The sequence below is a fragment of the Mesorhizobium sp. M0037 genome (genome assembly GCF_040323635.1).
GTDB lineage: Bacteria > Pseudomonadota > Alphaproteobacteria > Rhizobiales > Rhizobiaceae > Mesorhizobium.
Window position 1 is genome coordinate 141,143 of record NZ_JAMYVB010000011.1, and the last position, 18,039, is coordinate 159,181.

The window sequence follows — 18,039 nt, forward strand, 5'->3', positions numbered from 1 at the left end:
GCCTCACCATTAAGAGGCCGACTTCGAGCAGCTTTGCGCCGCGCGCGGACACATCGGCGCGTCCATCAGGAGGGTTTGCCCGCGTGGTGATGGGCTGGACGCCGGGAATGAGCATCTGCTCCTTTGCGGCGTCGGCTCGGTCGCGGCCAGTTGAGGATCGCGCATCGTCATGCCGCAATCCCTTCTTGCGCCTCGCCTTCGGCATCGGCCTGAAGGCCAAGCAGGAAATCGGCGGCCTTCGAGGCGAGGCTGGCGGCACGGAAGATGGCGCGGTTGTCCTCGCGCAGCACCTTCAGCCATGAGCCGATGTAATCGGCGTGACGCACGATCGGCTCGATACCGAGATTGCCGCAGACGAAGGCGGCAGCGATTTCGGCGACCAATTCTTCACGCGCGTAGGCCTTGGAGCCGAACGAGCCGGAGAGGTCGCGAGCAAGCCGCGTCGGGTGGCCGGTCCAGTGGCCAAGCTCGTGAAAGCAGGTCCGGTAATAGTCGATCTGCTGATGGAACGCCGGCTGCGGCGGCACCTGAATGTGGTCGCTGCCCGGCATGTAGAAAGCGCGATCGCCGCCGACCCTGAAATCCGCACCGCTGGCGCGAATGAGCGTCTCGGCCTGCGGCACGATCTCGCACTGAGGCAGCGGCTCGGCGGCGGCATGGAGCTCTTCCGGAAGATTTTCGCACTGCGCGACATTGAAGACCGTGAAGCGCTTCAAAAAAAGGACCGCCAGTGGTTCATCGCCCTCGTGGCGTGCGCGCTCCTTCTCGTCCTTGGGGACAAAGCGGTCGGCATGCACGATGGTCGTGCCGCGCTCGCCCTTCCTGACGTTGCCGCCAAGGGCAAGCGCCTGCCGGAAGGTCAGCCAGTTCTGGCTGGGATAGCTGCGCTCGATGACGGCGCCCCACAGGATGAGGATATTGATGCCGGAATAGGTGCGCCCCGTGGACGCATTCCTCGGCAGGCCAAAGCCTGCTTTTGCGCTGCCCCATGGCTTGACCCATGGCACGGTACCGCGCTCCAGTTCGGCAATGATGCCGTCGGTGATCTCCTGATAAAGGCTGGCGCCCGGGCGCCGGCCCTTGCCTGCGCCAGCCTCTGTGCTGGTGGTACGCTTGCTGTTTGCACGCATGTGTTATCCTCCGCTCACCAATCGCCGCGCTTTCCCCGGAAGCGGGGTGGGCGGCGAGTCGCGACCGGAAAGGCCCGCCGTGGTAGGCGGACCGCATCCGACGGACCGGAACGAAGAGGAGGACCCTGAGCGGCACGCGAAGGGTTGCGGGCTGCCGCGGCGGGCCTAGAAGGGAGTGCCGCCCACCCCGCGCCCACCGGGAAAGGCCAACCGACAAACCGCGCCGCCCGCAAGGGCGGCGGCCGTCTCAGCCCGAAGGGCTGCCCACGCCAAGGGGCGAAGCCGAATGGCCGAGACCGCCTGAGCTTGCCGAAGAAAAGCGGGCTCGGTTCACGAGCACCTGATGCGCGTCGTCAGGCGCGCGGGCGCCCGCTAGGACCGGAGGCTGGACAGAATCTCGCACGGATCAGCGTCAAGGGCCGCAGTTATGTCGAGAAACTCGATGACGTCGAGACGCCGCTCTGCGCCCTCGTACTTGGCCACGAAGGATTGGGGACGACCAAGCTTGTCAGCCAGCTGCTTCTGGGTCAGGCCTTTGGTCTTGCGCAGCAAAACCAGCCGGGCCAGGAACCGCTGGTGGCGGGGCGATCGAAGGGATTTAGGCATGGAGGCGAACCGGTCGGGTAAAGACCGGATCAGCGACTAATCCCGGTTTCGGATTATCCCAGTTTGGGATATACTGCGTGCGCTCACAGGCGAGATCCGCAGGCATGAATGGACCAATGGGAACAGATGAGACGCGAAGCTCAACTTTGAGCGATGAAGTCCCCTGGTCGGAGAACCTCACGAGCTACGACAGGGAGCATTTCAAGATCTACCTGCGGATCCTGGATGCCTGCGCCGACAATGCCGGCGAAAAGGAGATGGCCGAGCGCATTCTCGGCATAGACCCGTCCATTGACCCGGTCCGCGCCCGCAAAGCTCTTCGCAGCCATATCGACCGTGCGAACTGGATGGTGACGACCGGCTACAAGGAACTGTTCGCCGGCTGATGCACAGCGCCCACTGCCACGTGTTTCGAGCAGGCAAGTCTCTGTAGCCAAATTCGGCGGCGCACGGCCGCGACAGCCGGCGCTGCGGGAGCGGTCACAACTGGTTCGCGTGCTGTTTGACTGCCATTTCCAGTGCTTGCATCAAAGGCACAGCCTTGGAGAAGAGGAAGCCTTGAGCGGTTCGGCAGCCAAGCTTGTGCAGGGTTTGCCGATCCGCCTCTGTTTCGACGCCCTCGGCCATGACCTCGATCCCGAGCATGTCACCGAGTTCGATGACCGATTTGACAAGCAGTCGGTCCTCTCGGGACTTGGCCAAGCCGCGAATGAAGCCCTGGTCTATTTTCACCTTGCGTATCCGACGGTCCTTGAGAGATGCCAAGGTAGAAAAGCCGGTGCCGAAGTCGTCGAGCGCGATGGAAATACCGGCATGTGAAAGCCGTCCGAGCTTTTCATCCACTCTGTCCGGGTCCACCGGCGATTCTTCGGTAATCTCGATTTCGAACATCGTTGCAGGCAGGCCTCTTGCCGCCAGACCATCCAGAACCATGTCGTCGATATCGCCGGCTTCCAGTTCGCGCGGGGAAACATTCATCGCCACACGAATGTTACGACGGTCAGCTTTCACCAAGCCGTCGATAAAAGCACAACAGTCGGCGAATACGGTTTGCGTCAGCAGCTGAAGCATTCCGGTTTCGCGTGCGGCTGTGATGATTTCGGGTGGAGAGATGGCACCATGTGTCGGATGGGACCATCTCAGCAAGGCTTCAAAACCGACCACGGCCTCGGTGTCGAGTTTCACGATCGGCTGGAACCAAGGTTGCAATCTTCCCGTCTTTATCGCCGAATGAAGGTCCCGTTCGATGGACTGGCGGCGTTGGAGTTCCCGGTCGAGTTCGGCATCGAACAGGCAAAATTCGTTCCTGCCATGGCGCTTGGCCGTATAAAGGGCGATATCGGCCCGCAACAGCATTTCAGTCAGGCTCGACGTCTGCGCCAAGTATATCCCTATCGATGCCCCGACGCGCACGGACGCGACCCCGATATAGGGGCGAGCAATTTTGGCTATGATATTGGAGGCGAGATCACTGGCAGAAAGCGAAGCTCTCGTTGAGGGAAAAACCAGCACGAATTCATCGCCGCCGATACGAGCGAGCGTTGAGCCTTCCGGTGCTTCCTGCTCTATGCGGCGGGCGATCATGACAAGCAGTTCATCACCGGTCCTGTGACCGTAGGTGTCGTTGACAGATTTAAAGCCGTCCAGATCAATCAGCATTGCCACGAAGGGGCCATCCGCGGTCTTGAACCGACCGATGGCGTGTTCAAGGCCCCGCCTGTTGAGAAGGGCGGTCAAATGGTCCTCCCTGGAGTTGCGCTCCATTTCCGACGCAAGTCGCTCTGCCTCATGTCTCAGGCGGCTTGCTTCGCGGAAGCGCGCCTGCCCAACAAACGAAGCGCGGACCAAGCCGCCCATGAAGAGCAGAACGGCAAAAGCCAGAATGTAGCGTTCAAAATTGCCTTTCGCCAAAAGGCACGCCACCGTGATGAGGAGTGGAGGTGTGATGAAGCTGGTCGCCGCAGCGGCATACGAACTGCCATATGTAACCGCACCAGCTGAAATGCCCGCCAGTATGACCAGATGCATCGGTGCTTGTGGTGTTGTGTATCCAACAGTCAGCACGGCCGGGAAGGACCAGGCAAACCCTGCCAGAAGGGCAAGGACGCCAAACATGCGAAGGCGCGGCAAAACGCCAAGCAAATCCTGATGGCGCCCCGTTTCCTTTAGCTGAAAACGCGCGAGTGCAAGCCGGGCGGCATTTAGCGCATTGACGACCAGGAACCAGCTTGCAGCGGCAAAGCCGCCGCCAGAAAGGGCCTGCACCCCGCAAATCAGGCCTGACAGGATCGCGCTTATCGGCATCGACACGAAGAGCCCGGCCCTCAGGTCAGCAAGCTGATCCTGACGGATTTTGGCCTCCAGCGATTCTTCTTTCTTTAGGGGTGCCATGAATGGACCAGTTTGCTTCCGTCATTGTTCGCGAGGACCAAACCTATGCAAGCCCACTGAAGGACGGGTTAACTACCCAGCGAGGGTACCCAGTGCGCTCACCATGCTTCGGGTCACACCTTTGGCTTAGCATTGCCGAATCATCAAGGTTTCGCCCGCGCGCGTGCCTTGATCCGAATCATGCCATGATCGGCAACGTCACCAGGAAGCAGCCTTGCCCGCGACGCCGCGAGCCAGCAAGACAAAGAAGCCGTGCCGAGACAGCGCTCCAGAGCGGTAGCGCTCTGTGCGATTCACCGCCTGAGCATGGCCGAAATGCCATGGCGGACAAAGGGAAGATGTTGGGCAAAGCGGAGCCCAGCATGTCTTGCAAGCCGTGCCGCCGGGTGCTCGCTTGAGTAAAGACCGACAAGCATGTTGGTGGCATGATAGAGCGGCGCCGCCGACAGCCGCAGCCGGTTTTCGTATCTGCCGAGCATGTCGGGATCGGCAATGTCGCGGCGGGCGCGACATGCTGTCAGTATTTTATGAGCGAGTTGATTCTGGCCGCTTAGGCCTATGTTGAAGCCATGCGCGGTCACCGGGTGCATGCCGATGGCAGCGTCTCCTATCAGTGCCGCACTCGGTGCCGAGAACTTGTGCGCCCAGGTCGTGACCAGCGGATAGGCATGGCGGGTGCTTGCCAGGGTCATCTGCCCGAGGAGTCCTCGACACCGGTTCATCAATTCCATGAGGAACAATTCGTCATCGAGTACAGACAGTCTATCGGCCTCGATTGAGCTCAAAGTCAGAAGCAGCGACGACACGCCTTCCATGAGCGGCAACATCGCTATGGTCTGATGGTGGTCGAACCATTCGACCGCGATCTGGTGATGGAAGCGCTCGTGCCTCACTCGGCAAATCAGCATGGAGTGGCCAAGCGGATGGATGTTGGCGCCAATGCCGAGCAGGTCGCGCATCGCGGACAAACGCGAATCCGCTGCGACGAGCAGCCGAGCGGCCAATTGCCTGCCATCAGAAAGCGCTATGACCGCCTCGTCGTCGCTGGTTGTTGCATTGACGACCGAGTTGCCGCACAGCAGCCGGGTATGATCCTGGAAGTAGACAATTTTGAACAGGGCATCGCGGATCCGACAATTTGGGACCAGAAATCCGAGTGGTTCCCCAGATCCGCTGGGAGTATCGAAGCACAGGGCGAAAGGGCTCGATCCGTTGAGCACGCGCGCGCCATGAAGCGGTGATTTGTCCGATGCGGGGATGGCATCCCAGGCGCCGAGCTCGCGAAGGATTCTCACTGATGCGTGGGTCAGCGCGATCTCGCGACCGTCGAAAGCCGGATTCGCCAGGCTGTCGAGCGATTGCCGTTCAACCACTGCCACCTTGAGTCGGCTCCGGGCGAGCGATGCTGCGAAGGCAAGTCCGACCGGCCCAGCTCCGACGACAATGATGTCGAATGTGTCGACAGAGCCGGCCATCAGCGTGCCGCCATAGCGTCTATCTGCGATACGAAGCGCTCTTGAAGCATCGCAATCACCCACGGTTTGCACATCTCCCCAGCGTCGATAGACATGCGTTCTCCGTTGGAAGCCTGGTCAATGAAACCACGCCGACGAAGAGATAACGCTGATCTGGATCAACCAGGCTCGATAACCCGGCAACGGCGGGTTCACGGTCGAGTGGTCGATTGCCGCGAAAACGTTGGATGTCCAGTCATTCTGAATGGTCGGCTTCCCAATCGCGTGCCCCTCCTGGCCAAAGGTTCGGCAACGTATTGTGGCTGATCCGTTCTTCGCACGCGCGCCGATATCGTCACAACGCGGGCGATCGCCAGCTAAAGATTCGGTCGATGACGACCAGCATCCGCACAGTCGTTGACGCCGCCAACCCGTTCAGCCTCGCGGCTCTTCCCGATCGATAAGGATCCGCTGGGCGGAGCCGTCGAGATCTTCGTATTGGCCGCTCTTCAAGATCCACAGGAAGCCCCGGTCCAAGCCCCACCAAAACAGGGAGCGGCCATCGCATTCCCTCAGGACGGGCGTCTTCGCTGCCGACAGCGTGCTCGCCAACCATGACGGGCGCTATCGCCGAAGCAACTCGCCGACGGCCTCATGTCCAAACGATGTGGGAAGGGAGCAGAACCAAAGGGACTCTGCTTGGCGTCCCCGCTTTTTTCGCAGCTTCGAAACCGTCACCGAACGGGTCCGTACTGAGGAGGAGGCCGTCCTTGACTTGCCCGACGCCGGCAACCTTCTCAGCCGCAACGATCGCTGCCTTCCGCTGACGCTCGTCGACAATCGCCCCCTTCAGTTCGACAAGGCCGTCGCTGACCCTCACATCGATCAAGTCACCACCGCTCCAGGTTTGTGACTGCAGTTCGGCAAGTATCGCGTTGCGGATCAGGTCGTCATCGGGTGGCGTGGTGCCCTGTTTCGGCATGGCGCGGATCAGGACAAGCAGCAAATCGGTTCGCGTGATGATGCCGACGACCCTTTCCCGATCGACAATCGGAACATTGTTGATGCGATGTTGCATCATCAAGTCGACAATATCTGCAATCGAGGCGCCAGGAGGCGCCGAGATGACGGGTGTGGTCATCACCTGATGGATGATCCGTCCGTTCGAGCGCGCATAGTCTTCGGCGACTGTGCCCGGGCCAAGATCAAACTCCAGCCAGCGCGGACGCACACGCTGGGTCCCAAGTTCCTCTCGGCGCAAGAAGTCGCTTTTGCTTACAATGCCAATCAGGGTGCCGTCGCTGTCTGCTACCGGCAGGCAGCTGACCTTGTTTGAAAGCATGAGCTCGACCGCTTGCTCGATCGTCGCGTTCGCATCCGTCGTGATGACTGGCTTTGTCATTATGGATTCGGCTTGCATCCTCACCCTCCTGATCTTTCGTCGGACGACGATAGGACATCCCGACCCCGCGGCGCGTTGATCTGAGTCACTTGGAACGAGGAGGATTCTCCGCGCCGTCGTCGCTGTCGATGAGAATGCGCTCCGCCGCGCCATCGAGATCCTCGTACTGGCCGCTTCTCAACGCCCACAGGAAGCCGGACAGGCCGAGTGCACCAAGGAATAGCGCTACCGGGATAAGGTAGACGAGCGTCGTCATGAGGATTCGGTCAAGGTGCCGGCCCGCGCGCGCCTGTCTCGCCGCGCAATTGCGGACGACGCACCCGTTGCGAAGCCTTGCAGACGCATCGCATTTCCAATCACAAGCAATGACGAGGCAGACATCGCGACCGCCGCGATCAGAGGCGTAACATGACCCAGAATGGCGATCGGCACGGCCACAGCATTGTAAACGATAGCAATTGTTATGTTCTGTCGGATCAGGCTTCCCGCCTTGCGCGACACGTCCAGCGCCAGCGGGATCGCCAAGAGGCTTTCGCGCAGAAAAACGAAGTCGGCTGCATTGCGGCCAATGTCGGCGGCGGTGGCGGGTGCGATCGAGACATGCGCGGCGCTCAGCGCCGGCGTGTCGTTGAGCCCGTCGCCAACCATCAGAACCTTGTGCCCGTCTCTCGCCAGGCTCTCGATGCGTTCAACCTTGCCGGACGGCAGCAGGCAGGGAACGAAGTCATCGACACCAAGCATGTCGGCAACCTCGGCGCAGGCTTTCGCGGTATCGCCCGACAGCATTTCCACGCACATACCAGCGTTGCGCAGTTGATCGATCGCTGCCCTGGTGTCGAGGCGTAGCGCATCCTCGAAAACGAAGGATGCGACAATCATGCCGTTTTTCGTCAGGACTGTTCCGCCGTAGCCATGTTTGCCTTCGCCGCCGGTTCGAGCCTTCCAGCCAGCCCATCCGCGTCTACCCAGCCGCCAGATGCTACCGGCGGCTGTGGCTTCGATCCCGAAACCCGGGTGCTCGGTCACCGCGTCGAATTTGTGCTGGCTGCTGCTGACGGAAAAGCTGGCAATGGCCTTTGAATATGGATGACGCGAATGCGCGGCCAAGTCGGCAGCGATTGCCAGCATGGCGGGATCAATCGAAGCTGCGTTGACGAGCCGTGGCTTCCCAAGCGTGAGCGTCCCGGTCTTGTCGAACACGGCTGTATCGATCGTCGCCAGGCGCTCCATGGCCGAGCCGTCCTTGACCATGATGCCGTTTTCGAACAGGCGCCGCGCGGCCACCACCTGAACGATTGGAACGGCGAGGCCAAGCGCGCACGGGCATGTGATGATGAGAACAGCGATTGCGATCGTCATCGCCCGGTGCCAGTCGCCAGTCACCGCCATCCAGCCCAGGAAGGTTGCCAAGGCGGTGAGATGAACCACGGGCGCGTAGAGTGCCGACACGCGGTCGGCGATACGGCGATACCGGGCGCGACCACCTTCGGCGCCCTCCATCAACCGAACCATTTCCGCCAGGAACGAATCCTTGGCGGCCGCTGTCGCCTCAATCGTCAGCGGACCGGTGAGGTTGAGGACCCCGGCCTGCACGGTGTCTTCCGGCGCCACGCTACTGGGCGTGCTCTCGCCGGAGACCAGGGAGCAGTCGACGTCCGATGTCCCGCGCGCGATCTTGCCATCGACGGGGATCCTTTCGCCGGCGGCGATCAGCAACAGCATGCCCGGTTCGATCTCGCCCACCGGCAGATAGTCCCGAGCGCCATCGCCGCGCAGCACCATGGCACCGCGTGCGGCCAATTGTGACAGGCTCTTCACAGCGGTGCGGGCGCGTTCCCGCATCACGTGATCGAGCGTGCGACCGATCAGGAGAAAGAACAGCAGGGATACCGATGCGTCGAAATAGGCGTGGTCGCCATGGGTGATCGTCTCATAGAGGCTCATGGCGTAGGCCAGCGACACGCCGACGGCTATCGGCACGTCCATGTTCATGTGGCCGTGGCGCAGCGCATTCCACGCCGACTTGAAGAAGATCCCGCCGGCGAAGGCCAGCGCAGGAATGGCGATGAGAGCCGAGACCCAGTGGAACAGGTCGCGGGTGGCGCCCTCGGCGCCGGACCAGACCGACACCGAGAGCAGCATGATGTTGCCCGCAGCAAAGCCGGCAACAGCGACGGCGCGGATAAGCTCCGAAAGCATCTTGTCCTTTGCATCAATCTCGGCTTCGAACAAATGCGCCTGATAGCCGAGCCGGCCGAGCACAGCGACCAAAGGTGGAGCCTCGTCGCCGCGCCAGCGGACTGAGACCCGCTTGGTTGACAGGTTCACGCGAGCTGCCTCGACGTGACCGAGTTTTCCCAAGGCCGTCTCGATCGTCTGGATGCAGGCGCCGCAATGAACGGTCGGCACCGAAAGGTCGGTCTGATGAAGGTCGTCGCCAAGCGATCGGCTGGCCAGCCTGACCTCCTGGCTGGACAGCAGAACTGAAGTGGCGCTGACAAGATCCAGCGCGACTTCCGCGCCCGGTGCACAGCAGCTCATTTTAGCGCTCCATTGGAAATCATGACCCTGCGCACGTCGCGATAAGGTCTTGCCAGGCCGGCATCGGCGTCTATTTCGATGATCCAGACACCATCCCTTGGCACGTGTTGTGCTGCAAACTCCTGGCCAGAGACCAGGGCGAGCGTGACGGACTCATCCTCTTTCTCGTAAGCCGGATGGCGAAACAGCACCTTCACGCCATGCAGGGAAACCGGTTTGCCCGCGGCGTCGATGATGCAATAGCGGACTTCGCCCCATGCGATGGTCAACTGGCCGGTCCAGCCAAGCGCTGCCTGCGCACGGCCTTCCTCGGCCTTCTTGTTGAATTGCTGGCTCGCGACATAGGTATTTTCGACGACAAGGCCGGTCCAGCTTGTGTTGGCAAGCGTCGCCATCGTGAGATTGACCGCGATGACCACGCCGAAAAAGGCAAGGATCGTGGCCAACATGTGCCTGCCGGTGAACTCGCGGGGGTTTCGCGTGGTGGCGTTCATCTGGCGATCTCCGGCGAGTTGAAGGTGGCGGTGTATTCGTTGGACTCGAAGCTGACCTTGTCTTCGACCCGGAATGTGAAGGTCTGCGCCTGGCCATGAATCTGGTCGGCGGGCAGGCGCACGAAAACCTTCAACATCTTCAGCCGGTCGGGTTCGACCTGGACTGCAAAGGAGCGATCGGCGGGGAGATCGACGCCAACGATGCTCATCTCCGCGCCTGGCAAACCCCCGAGGGTGACGATAATCGTTCTCGGTTCGGGGATCATGTTCAGCAGCTTGACGGTATAGCCATTGCGGATCGAGCCGTCCGAGAGCGTCACGAATTGCGGGTTGCGGTCGTGCAGGACATTGATTTCGAGCCGGTCGCGCGTCAGCAGCGAAAAGAGCAGGCCCAGTCCGATCAGCGACCACGTCGCCATGTAGACATAGGTGCGTGGCCGAAAGATCTTGCGGACCTGGAAATGCGCCACCCTGTCCGAAAACAGGCCGTCATCCGTCCTGACCAGTGATGGATCGACCGAGCTGGCGCCGCCGGCGGTGGCCAGGATCATGTTGGCGTTGTAGTCGGAGAGCGTCGCGTAGGAGATCAGTCCTCGCGCTTTGCCGAGCTTGTCCATGACGCCGTCACAGGCATCGATGCAGAGCGCGCAGGTGATGCATTCGAGTTGCTGACCGTCGCGTATGTCGATCCCCATCGGACAGACGGCGACACAGGCATTGCAGTCGACGCAATCGCCGACGGGATGCCCTGCGGCAAGAACCTTCTTGGCGTGAGGCGTGCGCGGTTCGCCGCGCCAATCATTGTAGGTGACGGTGAGCGAGCTCTCGTCGAGCATGGCTGCCTGGATGCGCGGCCATGGGCACATATAGGTGCAGACCTGTTCGCGCATCAGCCCGCCAAACGTGTAGGTCGTCGCCGTCAGAACCGCGACGGTGATGTAGGCGACAGGCGCTGCCGTGCCGGTGAAGAGTTCGCCGAGCAGGGTCGGCGCATCGGCGAAATAGAAGATCCATGCGCCACCAGTCGCTGCGCCTATGACCAGCCAGGTGACGTGTTTCGATGCCCGCAGCACAAGCTTACGAGTGGTCCAAGGACCGGCATCGAGCTTGATGCGGGCGTTGCGGTCGCCCTCGATCGCACGCTCGACGACCAGGAACAGATCGACCCATACGGTCTGTGGGCATGTGTAGCCACACCATGCACGGCCGACCGTTGACGTGATCAGGAAAAGACCGACGCCGGCCATGACCAGAAGACCGGCGACATAGTAGAATTCCTGCGGCCATATCTCGACGAAGAAGAAGTAGAAGCGCCGGTTGGCGACATCGAGCAGCACGGCCTGGTCGGGGGCAAACGGACCCCGATCCCAGCGCAGCCACGGCGTCAGATAGTAGATGCCCAGCGTGATCGCCATCACGATCCATTTGAATCGGCGAAAGCTGCCCGAGGCCCGCTTCGGGAAGATCTTCCTGCGCGCGGCATACATTGGCTGGCGCACTTTGGCGGAGTTGACCGTCGTGGGTTCGATCCGTTCTATTTGCGTGTTATCGAGCACGAGAAGCTCCAGTCACCAGCGACGATTTCGCCGGAGCCGACTCATCGGCACTGGATGATGCCGAGGCCCGGCTTGCGCCGGGCCTCGTCGCTTGGCGGGAGGGGGAGGACGAGAATAGGCTTCTTTCCTATTCTCCGCCGCCAAGCGAATGGATGTAGACCGTCAGTTCCTTGACCTTGATCTCGCCGAGGCGCGCGCCCCAAGCCGGCATCACGCCGTGTTTCGGTGCGGTTACCTGGGCGGCGATGGCCGCTTCGCCTGACCCGTAGAGCCAGATGGCGTCGGTCAGATCTGGAGCGCCGAGTTCCTTGTTGCCTTTTGCATTGTCGCCATGACAGGCCACGCAGTTTTCGGCAAAGACCTTTGCGCCCGGCGCGACCAATGCTTGATTGACGACGGCCCCCGACAGACTGGCGACGTAGGCGCTGACCTGTTTGATCTGGTCGGCGGTGATGATGTCGGCAAAGGCGGGCATTTCCGACAGGCGCGTATTCGGATCGGAGGCGAAGCGAATGCCATGGGTGATCGTCTGCTGAATCTGGTCCGCCTTGCCGCCCCACAGCCAGTCGTCGTCGTTGAGGTTGGGGAAGCCCTTGGAGCCCTGGGCGCCGGAACCATGGCACTGCACGCAATTGAGCTTGAACGCGGCACCGCCGGCGGCGACGGCGAATTCGCGCAGCGTGTCGTCCGCCGCGATCTCCGAAACACTTTTGGACTCTATTGCGGCGACATATTTACCCTTAGCCGCTTCAGCCCCGAACAACTCGTTCCCGACATCGTTGCGGCTAGAATAGCCGAGCACACCCTTGGTTGCCGTGTGCAGTAGAGGCCATGCCGGATAGGCGATCGTGTAGCCGATCGCCCAGACTATGGTGATGTAGAATGTGCAGATCCACCAGCGCGGAAGCGGGTTGTTGAGCTCCCGGATGCCGTCCCACTCATGACCGGTGGTTGAGATGCCGGAAACCTCGTCAATGTGATCGCTGCTCATGATCAGTCCTCCTTCAGAGGAATTTGAGCTGCTTCGCCGGCTTGCCTGCGGCTGCCGGGACGAAGTGCAAAGGCAACGGATCCGATGAAGAAAAGAGCCATGGCAAGTAGGCCCCAGCTGTCGGCAAACTCCCGCATGAAATTGTACGTCATCGCCATTGTCCTCAGCGGTAGCCGGCGGTCTCATCGTAGTTCTTGAAATCGACCAGCGTGCCCAGCATCTGGAGATAAGAAACCAGCGCGTCCATTTCGGTGACTTGCTGCGGGTTGCCGTCGAAGTCGCCGATCTTGGCCTTGGGGTAGCGGGCCTCGAGGCCGGACGTGTCGGCGTTGTGATCAGCCTGCGTCATCAGATCGGCGTTAGCATGCGCGATCATGTCATCGGTGTAAGGGGCACCGACACGCCGGTTTGCGACCAGATGCGTCGAGAAGTCCTTCACCGCGATCGGCTTGTCCTTCAGGAAGGCATAGCTCGGCATGATCGATTCCGGCACCACGGACCGTGGATCTGTCAGGTGATCCACGTGCCACAGGTTGGAATAGCGGTCGCCAACGCGGGCGAGATCCGGTCCGGTGCGCTTCGATCCCCACTGGAACGGGTGGTCGTACATCGACTCGGCCGCCAGGCTGTAGTGGCCGTAGCGCTCGACCTCGTCACGGAACGGCCTGATCATCTGGCTGTGGCAGAGGTAGCAGCCCTCGCGGACGTAGATGTTGCGCCCGACCAGTTCGAGCGGCGAGTAAGGCCGCATGCCTTCCACCTTCTCGATCGTATTATCGAGATAGAAGAGCGGCGCGATCTCGACGATACCGCCCACGGTGACCACGAGAAGCGACCCGAGGAGGAGAAGTGTAGCGTTCTTCTCGATAACCGCGTGTCTGTTCATCAACCTCATTTTCTGTCTCATCATCGCGCAACCTGGAGGGCGGGGGTGGAGCGCGGCATCGGATCCTGCTCGCGCCGGTAGCCGAGGATGGTCATGGCGATGTTCCAGGCCATGATCAGGGTGCCGGAGAGGTACATGGCCCCACCTATGGCGCGCATGATGTAATAAGGATGCATGGCGGCCACGGTTTCGGCGAAGGAGTAGACCAGGAAGCCCTGCTCGTCGTATTCGCGCCACATCAGGCCCTGCATGATGCCGGACACCCACATCACCGCGGCGTAGACAACGATGCCAAGCGTCGCCAGCCAGAAGTGCCAGGTCACGAGGCGCAGCGAGTAGAGCCGTTCACGGTTCCACAGCTTCGGCACCATGAAGTAGATTGCGCCAAACGAGATCATGCCAACCCAGCCGAGTGCGCCCGAATGGACGTGCCCGATGGTCCAGTCGGTATAGTGCGACAGAGAATTGACCGTCTTGATTGACATCACCGGGCCCTCGAAGGTCGACATGCCGTAGAAGGCGATGGCCATCACCATCATGCGGATGATCGGGTCAGTGCGCAGCTTGTCCCAGGCGCCCGACAGCGTCATCAGGCCATTGATCATGCCGCCCCATGACGGCATCCACAGCATGATCGAGAACACCATGCCGAGTGTCTGCGCCCAGTCAGGCAAAGCGGTGTAGTGCAGGTGATGGGGCCCGGCCCAGATGTAGAGGAAGATGATTGCCCAGAAATGGACGATCGACAGGCGGTAGGAATAGACCGGCCGGTTGGCCTGCTTGGGCACGAAATAATACATCATGCCCAGGAAGCCGGCGGTCAGGAAGAACCCGACGGCATTGTGGCCGTACCACCACTGCGTCAGGGCGTCCTGGACGCCGGAAAATGCGGAATAGCTCTTGGATCCGAGGAAGGAGGCCGGCATCGAGAGGTTGTTGATCACATGCAGCATCGCGATGGTGACGATGAAGGAGAGATAGAACCAGTTGGCGACGTAGATGTGCGGTTCCTTGCGCTTCAAGATCGTGCCCAGGAAAAGGATCAGGTAGGCGACCCAGACGATGGTCAGCCAGATGTCGACATACCATTCGGGTTCCGCATATTCGCGGCTCTCGGTGATGCCGAGCAGATAACCGGTCGCGGCCATGACAATGAAGAGCTGGTAGCCCCAGAACACGAACCAGGCGAGATCGCCACCGAACAGCCGAGCGCGGCATGTGCGTTGGACGACATAGAGAGACGTGCAAAGCAACGCGTTGCCGCCGAAGGCAAAGACGACGCCCGAGGTGTGCAGAGGCCGCAAGCGGCCGAAGTTGAACCAGGGCTGTATGTTGAGATCGGGATAGGCAAGCTGCAGCGCGATTACCACGCCGACAAGCATGCCGATGACACCCCAGAACATGGTGGCGATGGCGCCATAGCGGATTGGACCATCCATGTAGGCGGACGGGTCGATCGGAGCGGCAGGCTTGAACTCAGTGTTACGCAGTAGGATCGCAGTGAAGCCAGCCAAGGCGAAGAACAAGACCCACATATGCTGGCGAAAGGGTTCATCCACCCCAGCGCCAGCCGCCACCAAAGCCGCGAATGCGAACAGGCTTAGAAGCACGATTTCTTTGCCGAATTTCATCGCAAGCCCCGATTTCCAATTCCGGCGGATGCCAAACCACGGTGCCTTATTGCGCAGCCGTCGCCTGCTCGCCCTGATCCATGTCAGAGCCGCACCATTTTGCTCGAGCAGCATCGAGTTCGGTGCGATCAGACTGTGGCGATCGAATGTGGAAGTGCAGCACCGGCCGCCGGTTTATGGACAGGCCCGGCGTCCCCGGTCGGGGCCCGGGTACGGAGGCGATCGCGGGCGGGTGGGGAAGCGCACCTTCTGTGACGCTGGAAAGCAGGCCGATGCCTTACCGAACCCCGCGTTCAATGCCTTGGAACAGCCAGCGCCAGCGTTACGCTGCCGTCGTGACATTCATGGCTTTGGGGAGACGGCGATTTTCCCCTGCGGATGAGGCGTATTGACTTCGGCCAAGTGTGGATGCTTCGCCCACGAGCCGAAACGCAACTGGCGCATACGATCGGATGGAGAACGGGCTGTCGCTACGCGATTTCTTCTGAGCCCAACGCGAGCATGCCCTGCCCCGAATGAAGTAAGTGGCGTGGGCCATGCAGCTTCTGCGTCATTCAAACGGCTGTAGCGCCTCGGCCGCCGCAGCGCCGTTCCAGCCGGCTCATGCTGTCCACGGTGACGCGGCGGTTGTTCTCGATCCGAATCACGCCGTCCATTCTCAGGCTGGTCAGCTGACGGCTCACGGTCTCGTTTGTGATTCCAAGGAAATCAGAGATGTCGGCACGCGTCATCGGCAGCTCGAAGCACGCCGACCTAGCCGCGGGGTCAACATTGGAGTCGATGTTCCGGGCAATCATGAGGAGAAAGCTCGCCACCTTCTCTGGTGCGGTCTTGCGCCCCAGAGTCACCATCCATTCGCGGGCCTCGTCAAGTTCGTTCAGCGCCTGCTTGAGCAGGCGATGCACAAATTCGGGTGACTGCTTCATCATCCGTTCGATGGCCGCTCTGGGAAACGAGCATAGCGAGACAGCTGTTGCCGCTTCGGCATTGATCGCACTTTTCATCTTGAAGGGCCGACCCAGAAAATCCGGGGCGAACTGCAGGCCGACAATCTGTTGGCGTCCATCTGACAGGCTCTTCGTGAGCTTCACCACGCCTGAAAGCACGTTCGAATAACAGTCGACCGCCTCGGCGTCGCCGATCAGTTCGACCCCCGGCTCAATATTGTGCCGCGACGACGTCTTGGCGAGGTAAGCCAAATGGTCTGGCTCTAGCGCGCCACAGACACCGCGGCGCCGTGCCTCGCAAGACAGGCAAAGAACGGGGATGCCTGAACTGTGAATATCCTGCCGTAATGTCATTCGATCGCTCTACCGGTCCGTGCGGGCAGGATAGCATCCACGGTAGAAAAATCCTTGCGGCAGTTTGTCCGTGCTGAAGGTTGATCGAAATCAGGGCTTAGGCTCATCCAAGCATCCACAGTTCGGGCGACGCAAACACGGTGGACCACGACATGCGACAAAAGCTAGTTGCCAGATTTGGCGAGAACGTCCCGCGCTATACGAGCTACCCGACCGCGCCCCATTTCCATCCAGGCGTTGATGCTGCCGTTTGTCGTGGCTGGCTGCAAGCGCTCGGCGGTGGTGACGAGATCTCGCTCTATCTGCACATCCCTTACTGCGACAAGCTTTGCTGGTTCTGTGCCTGCCATACCAAGCAGACACGCCATTACGAACCGGTGACCACATATCTGCGCTCACTGCATGCCGAGATCGCCACCGTCGCCAGTCTTGTCGCAGGCAAGGGTCGCGTCCGTGCCGTCCATTTCGGTGGCGGTTCGCCGACCATGCTCAAACCCGAAGATATGGTGGCGCTGGGAACCGCCCTGCGCAACAGCTTCGGCTTTCTTCCCGGCGCCAAGATCAGCGTTGAAATCGAACCCAACGATATGGATGGAGCCCGCCTCGATGCGCTTGCCGAAATCGGCATGACTCGTGCGAGCCTCGGCGTCCAGGACTTCGATCCGAAGGTTCAGAAGGCAATCAACCGCGAGCAGAGCTTTTTGCAGACCAAAGCGGTAGTCGACGGTGTTCGTTCGCGCGGCGTCGAATCCGTCAATCTAGACCTGCTGTACGGCCTGCCGCACCAGACCAGGGCGAGCGTTTCCTCAACGGTCGCGCAGGCACTGACCCTGGAGCCGGACAGGATAGCGCTTTTTGGCTACGCCCATGTGCCGTGGTTCAAGAAACATCAGACGATGATAGACGAGGCATGGCTGCCCGGTCCCGCGGAGAGATTTGCTCAATCGCAACTGGCGGCGCGGGCGATCGTGGACCAGGGGTACGAAGCAATCGGCCTCGACCATTTCGCCAAACCCGGCGATGCCCTGGCCCTTGCCGCCCGCGCCGGAACACTGCACCGGAACTTTCAGGGTTACACCGACGATTGCTGCGAAACCTTGATTGGGTTAGGCCCATCGTCCATCAGCCAGTTTCGGCAGGGCTATGCGCAGAACATGCCTTCGACCAGCGAATATCGATGCACGGTTGATGACGGCGGGCTGGCCGCTGTTCGGGGTATCGCATTTTCCAACGACGACCGCGTTCGCGGCTGGATCATCGAACGTTTGATGTGCGACTTCGCCTTCTCGGCCATCGATCTGGTGGAACGCTTCGGCGAGGCCGGCCAGAGGCTCCTCCTTCAGTCAAGTTCCATGGCCCTCCACGATCCGGTTCGATTGCTTGAACTTGATGGCGACAGATTCGTTGTGCCGGCTGAAAGTCGCCCTTTCGTCCGAAGCATCGCGGCCAGGTTCGACAAATATTTCGAAGCTGGAACGGCCAGGCACTCGGCGGCAGTCTGAGCACTCAGTCGAACGGTCATGCCTCTCAGTCGGTCATGGACCGCGGTACGTTTGTTGATCGGCGACCGTCGTATCGAAACAAGATTCGGAGCGGACCAGACGCGTCTTGGCGCAGCGACGATATCGTCCGCTCGAGCCCTGCCTGTCGGATCAT

At 60.8% G+C, this 18,039-nt stretch carries 17 protein-coding genes; 2 read left to right on the forward strand and 15 right to left on the reverse strand.

Annotation, left to right across the window (positions count from 1 at the left end; genetic code table 11):
* Positions 1-167 precede the first annotated feature (167 nt).
* A complete protein-coding gene (locus NKJ78_RS18170) occupies positions 168-1,130 on the reverse strand; it encodes an ArdC family protein (protein ID WP_023694856.1) in 963 nt (320 codons plus the stop codon).
* Between the two features lie 372 nt (positions 1,131-1,502).
* Positions 1,503-1,736 (reverse strand): helix-turn-helix domain-containing protein, encoded by a 234-nt coding sequence (locus NKJ78_RS18175; protein WP_023694857.1) that lies wholly within the window; start codon positions 1,734-1,736, stop codon positions 1,503-1,505.
* 104 nt (positions 1,737-1,840) lie between these two features.
* Between NKJ78_RS18175 and NKJ78_RS18180 the strand changes: the two genes are divergently transcribed.
* A complete protein-coding gene (locus NKJ78_RS18180) occupies positions 1,841-2,122 on the forward strand; it encodes a DNA -binding domain-containing protein (protein ID WP_352562600.1) in 282 nt (93 codons plus the stop codon).
* 94 nt (positions 2,123-2,216) lie between these two features.
* Here NKJ78_RS18180 and NKJ78_RS18185 read toward each other — a convergent pair whose 3' ends face one another.
* From NKJ78_RS18185 to NKJ78_RS18245, 13 genes are all read right to left on the reverse strand, one after another.
* A complete protein-coding gene (locus tag NKJ78_RS18185; protein WP_352521966.1) occupies positions 2,217-4,127 on the reverse strand; it encodes a putative bifunctional diguanylate cyclase/phosphodiesterase in 1,911 nt (636 codons plus the stop codon).
* Positions 4,128-4,420: 293 nt separating this feature from the next.
* Positions 4,421-5,602 (reverse strand): 5-demethoxyubiquinol-8 5-hydroxylase UbiM, encoded by a 1,182-nt coding sequence (ubiM, locus tag NKJ78_RS18190; protein WP_023822533.1) that lies wholly within the window; start codon positions 5,600-5,602, stop codon positions 4,421-4,423.
* A 414-nt stretch (positions 5,603-6,016) separates the two neighbouring features.
* Positions 6,017-6,133: a cbb3-type cytochrome oxidase assembly protein CcoS gene (ccoS, locus tag NKJ78_RS18195; RefSeq protein WP_373420163.1), complete on the reverse strand. Its 117-nt coding sequence runs from the start codon at positions 6,131-6,133 to the stop codon at positions 6,017-6,019.
* A 100-nt stretch (positions 6,134-6,233) separates the two neighbouring features.
* A complete protein-coding gene (locus NKJ78_RS18200; protein WP_352562571.1) occupies positions 6,234-7,001 on the reverse strand; it encodes a CBS domain-containing protein in 768 nt (255 codons plus the stop codon).
* A 67-nt stretch (positions 7,002-7,068) separates the two neighbouring features.
* A complete protein-coding gene (gene ccoS, locus NKJ78_RS18205; RefSeq protein ID WP_023806655.1) occupies positions 7,069-7,239 on the reverse strand; it encodes a cbb3-type cytochrome oxidase assembly protein CcoS in 171 nt (56 codons plus the stop codon).
* Positions 7,236-9,524 carry a cation-translocating P-type ATPase gene (locus NKJ78_RS18210; protein WP_352562572.1) on the reverse strand — a complete coding sequence of 763 codons (2,289 nt, stop codon included), beginning with the start codon at positions 9,522-9,524 and terminating at the stop codon, positions 7,236-7,238. The genes ccoS (NKJ78_RS18205) and NKJ78_RS18210 overlap by 4 nt, the downstream gene beginning before the upstream one ends.
* The gene (locus tag NKJ78_RS18215) at positions 9,521-10,018 is read right to left on the reverse strand and encodes a FixH family protein (protein ID WP_023750568.1); all 498 of its coding nucleotides are present in this window, start codon (positions 10,016-10,018) and stop codon (positions 9,521-9,523) included. Before NKJ78_RS18215 ends, NKJ78_RS18210 begins: the two co-directional genes overlap by 4 nt.
* Positions 10,015-11,574, reverse strand: a complete 1,560-nt coding sequence (gene ccoG / locus NKJ78_RS18220) for a cytochrome c oxidase accessory protein CcoG (protein WP_352562573.1) — start codon at positions 11,572-11,574, stop codon at positions 10,015-10,017. Before ccoG ends, NKJ78_RS18215 begins: the two co-directional genes overlap by 4 nt.
* A gap of 127 nt (positions 11,575-11,701) precedes the next feature.
* On the reverse strand, positions 11,702-12,565 hold the full coding sequence (ccoP, locus tag NKJ78_RS18225) for a cytochrome-c oxidase, cbb3-type subunit III (RefSeq protein ID WP_023822528.1): 864 nt from the start codon (positions 12,563-12,565) through the stop codon (positions 11,702-11,704).
* A gap of 2 nt (positions 12,566-12,567) precedes the next feature.
* Positions 12,568-12,717, reverse strand: coding sequence for a CcoQ/FixQ family Cbb3-type cytochrome c oxidase assembly chaperone (locus NKJ78_RS18230; protein WP_023766610.1), 150 nt, complete (start codon positions 12,715-12,717; stop codon positions 12,568-12,570).
* Positions 12,718-12,728: 11 nt separating this feature from the next.
* Positions 12,729-13,460 (reverse strand): cytochrome-c oxidase, cbb3-type subunit II, encoded by a 732-nt coding sequence (ccoO, locus tag NKJ78_RS18235; RefSeq protein WP_352562574.1) that lies wholly within the window; start codon positions 13,458-13,460, stop codon positions 12,729-12,731.
* Between the two features lie 11 nt (positions 13,461-13,471).
* The gene (ccoN, locus tag NKJ78_RS18240) at positions 13,472-15,082 is read right to left on the reverse strand and encodes a cytochrome-c oxidase, cbb3-type subunit I (RefSeq protein WP_352562575.1); all 1,611 of its coding nucleotides are present in this window, start codon (positions 15,080-15,082) and stop codon (positions 13,472-13,474) included.
* A 554-nt stretch (positions 15,083-15,636) separates the two neighbouring features.
* Positions 15,637-16,383, reverse strand: a complete 747-nt coding sequence (locus tag NKJ78_RS18245; protein WP_031356309.1) for a Crp/Fnr family transcriptional regulator — start codon at positions 16,381-16,383, stop codon at positions 15,637-15,639.
* Positions 16,384-16,535: 152 nt separating this feature from the next.
* Here NKJ78_RS18245 and hemN point away from each other — a divergent pair, with 152 nt between their 5' ends.
* Positions 16,536-17,885: an oxygen-independent coproporphyrinogen III oxidase gene (hemN, locus tag NKJ78_RS18250; RefSeq protein ID WP_352562601.1), complete on the forward strand. Its 1,350-nt coding sequence runs from the start codon at positions 16,536-16,538 to the stop codon at positions 17,883-17,885.
* Positions 17,886-18,039 lie beyond the last annotated feature (154 nt).